Origin of the sequence: Massilia sp. Root418 (genome assembly GCF_001425265.1) — a bacterium.
Classification (GTDB): Bacteria; Pseudomonadota; Gammaproteobacteria; order Burkholderiales; family Burkholderiaceae_D; genus Rugamonas.
Genome location: NZ_LMEC01000013.1, coordinates 1 through 3412, shown reverse-complemented (window position 1 = coordinate 3412; position 3412 = coordinate 1). Strand labels below are relative to the sequence as shown.

At 62.4% G+C, this 3412-nt stretch carries 2 protein-coding genes; both read right to left on the bottom strand.

The genetic code is table 11. The features are described 5' to 3' along the window. Window positions 1-251: 251 nt before the first annotated feature. Window positions 252-2636, bottom strand: a complete 2385-nt coding sequence (locus tag ASC94_RS12535) for a penicillin acylase family protein (protein ID WP_082616461.1) — start codon at window positions 2634-2636, stop codon at window positions 252-254. A gap of 95 nt (window positions 2637-2731) precedes the next feature. Continuing rightward, window positions 2732-3235: a DUF3455 domain-containing protein gene (locus ASC94_RS12530; protein WP_056395075.1), complete on the bottom strand. Its 504-nt coding sequence runs from the start codon at window positions 3233-3235 to the stop codon at window positions 2732-2734. Between the last annotated feature and the right edge of the window lie 177 nt (window positions 3236-3412).

The following is a 3412-nucleotide window of genomic DNA, read 5'->3' as shown; positions in this document are numbered from 1 at the left end:
GAGCGTTTAATAATTTGAGCTAAGAGGCTTGCGCCTCCGGCATCATCATCAAACGCCCACACTTATCGACTGTTAATTTTTAAAGAATTCTGCGTTACTTGCTGAAGCGTTTTGTTCAGCAGCAGAGAAGGAAGATTATGGGGCTTGTCGCTGTTTCCGTCAACCCCCTGCTTTTTCCTTCTATCCCGCGCTGCGTATGTTCAGCAGCGCGGGGACAGAACTATAGCAAAGGTGGCGCGTGCCTGCAAGCACTATTCAGTTAGCCGCTGGGTACGGTAATTGGGGTCAGCCCGGATCTGGTCCTGGGTAAATGGCAAGGGCTGCAACTGCTTGGCTGAGTACAAGGGAACCTGGTCCCCGTAATACGGCGACTTGGGATCGGTGGATTGGCCATATACCAACAGCCCGTGTACCTGAGGCCCGCTTGCATCAAAGCCCACCAGCTGGATATAGCTGGTGCCCCATACGATATTCCGATAGCCATCAGCACCGAGCTCGCTTCCCATATGCACCGAGTTATAGGAACCGTCGATGTCGCCAACCCCGCCGTGCACCGGCACCCGGATGCCATTGCGGATGTCCGCCTGATAATCGCCCAGCTTACCGTCCAGGGGCGCCCCAGCCTTCCGCATTTTCTCCGCCGCAGCCTTCAGTGCAGCCAGCATTGCCGGCATGGCCGCCGGCGCCACGCCAGAGGGCGTGCTGACCGGGTCCGCCTCGCTCAAGGGCACTCGCCAGCGGTTCGGCACGGGCGCCGCCGCATTCCAGAACTCGCGAAACAGGATGACGCCCCGGCTGTCCAGATTGGCCCGGCGGTCCCATGCGGCAAGCACCCTGCACGCTTCCGCCACCAGGGCGTCGCCGGCCGCGCACGCCGGCAGCAAGTCGGGCAGCACCAGCTCGGCCGCATAGATATGGTTGGCAAACATCAGTTCGCGCATGTCGTCCATGGACAACTGCCGCTTGCGCGCCAGCATGCTGTCTATGTTCCCGAATCCAATGCGGGTGCGCAGCCCCTGCTCAACGCCAACCGCACCGTACATGGGTGAGTAGCCAAAGGGCGGCGGGCCGAGAAGAAGCGCACTCGAATTGGTCAGCCAGTAGCCGTCATTCGAATTGGCCACATAATCGGTGCGGATCAGCGACGGCCTCGACGCGGGATTAAATAGGCCTTCCGGCGCGCCGTCCTCCGTCGCCCAGCCGCAGCTGGCGCGCGCGCCATCGAATCCCAGCAAGGCCGGGAAGACCAGGCAGTCGGACAGAAAGCGCTCGGTGGGCAGCGCCGGCACCACGCTGGCGTCCGCGTACATCGCATTGCCGTCACGGTCAGCGGCAATGGTGTTTACCCACGGCAGGCCGGTAATCCGGTCCAGCGCACTCTTCATGTCACGCACGCTGGTGGCCCGCCCCATCGCCAGCCACTGCTCCAGCAAGCGCGTGTTGTTGCGGTTGGCGTCCGCGAGCACGTAGGCCTGGCTGCTGCTCCAGGTAACGCCGGCTTCCGGCTTGACCATCACGGCCCCGTGCTTGCTGAAGTAGAACACCTTACGTTTGGTGGCGATGCTGCCGTCCGGCTGCAGCACCTCGACGGCGACCGTCTTGGCACTCATCTTCACGGGGGCGCCGTCAACCATATAGGTCGTGCCGGACGGATCGGCTGCGTCGAGCGCCAGGCGGAAGGTGCTGAAATGCGCAGCCTTGGTTACTGTGTGCGTCCACGCCACATCCTTGTTGAAGCCGATCACCACGATAGGCAGGCCACCCAGCATAACCCCCATCGCATCGTATCTGCCGGGGACGGTGAGGTGTATCTGGTAGAAGCGGTCGGTGCTGGTCCATGGATAGTGCGGATTCCCCAGCAGCATGCCGCGGCCATTCACGCTGGCGTCCTTGCCGATCGCCAGGCCGTTGCTGGCCATGCGCGCTTTGAACTGCCCCGCCAGCGCGGCGGGATTCGGCACGGCCTTGCCAGCGCGGCGGTGGGCCAAGGGGGCGCCTGGGTCGCGCGCGGCGGCCAGCACTTCTTTGGCAAACACCTGCCCTGATGCGTGCAGCGCCTTTTCAGCGATCAGCAGATACAGGTCGTCCACGGAAACCGGCCGCACCCACTCCTTGCCGTTGCAGGCGGCGGGCAGCGCGCCGGCATGATCGCGCAGGTAGCGGTTGTAGCCGGAGGCATAGCCTTCCAGCAGATCGCGGATGTCCTGGCTGCCGGCAGTGTAGCCCGCGCGCAGCTGCTCCAGGTCGAGGTAGCCCTTGAAGAAGAAATCGCTGTCCTCGTTTTTCAGGTCGAATCCATGTTCGTCGAGGTAGTCGATGGCCACGCTGTACTCGCCGTCCACGCCCTTGGTGGGCATGGCCGCGCCGCCAAAGTAGCGCGAGCGCTCGCCGCGCACAGTCAGCATGCTGTCGGCCAGCATGCACACATTGTCCTCGGCATACGCGTACGCCATGCCATAGCCGAGGCCGATAAAGTTTTGAGCGCGGACGTGGGCGACGCCGTGACTGGTACGTGCCAGATCGGCACTAAAGCGAGGCCCGCCCTGGGGTGGCGGCGGTGCTGCGGCGGGTGCTTGCTTGTCGCCGCAAGCGGCGAGCAAGGCAGCGCATAGTAGAAGCGGGCTGAGCAGTTTCATATGCGACCTTTCGACTGTGGATCGAAACATGATCGCTGGCTCAGCCCAACTCCGGTTTGCGCAAGCTCAATCAGTACGGCGCTAGGCGCCCGTCATCAAGACGCTTTGTAGAACACGTAGTCGGCCTGGTACTTCACCATTTTTTTGGTGCCGGCATTGGCCGCGCTGCAGCTTTCAGCGGGCGCAACACCGCCTTGGGTGTTGATGCGCTGAATGTAGGTTACGCCGCTCATCATGCCCGAGCCGGTCGCGGGGCTGGCCTGCACCAGCTGATGGGGAATCGACGCCGGGGTTGGCGAAGGATGCACCGCCAGCTGTTTGCCGGTGACTTTGCTGCCGTCGCTGGCTTCCCAGGTCGGGCCGCCGTAGTATTTGCCCACGGCCGCCTTGTTCTTGTCGTAGAGGGTTGCGGTGGGGCCGGCGAACGCCCACTCGTAGGCATCGGGCATGCCGGCTTTGGCACGGCACTCGTAGGCTAGGTCGCCGGCGCCGAGCGCAGTCATCACTGCGGTATGGCCCGCCGGCACAGCGATCGGGGTGCCCTCGGATGCTTGGGCGACGGTTGCGAAAACGGACAGCAGGAACAGAATGCGTTTCATCGGAATCTCCCAGTTAGTGCGGCAGGATGCCAGCACGCAACACATATACGAGAGGAGACGCAAAATGGATTCAACAAACGCAAAAAACCCCGCTCAGATCACTGAGCGGGGTTTTGCTTATAACTAGCCTGACGATAACCTACTTTCACACTGGTTGCAGCACTATCATCGGCGCAA

Excerpts from the sequence above, each read along its gene's own strand:
- ASC94_RS12530 (WP_056395075.1), bottom strand. The coding sequence starts at position 3,235 with ATGAAACGCATTCTGTTCCTGCTGTCCGTTTTCGCAACCGTCGCCCAA.
- ASC94_RS12535 (WP_082616461.1), bottom strand. The coding sequence starts at position 2,636 with ATGAAACTGCTCAGCCCGCTTCTACTATGCGCTGCCTTGCTCGCCGCT.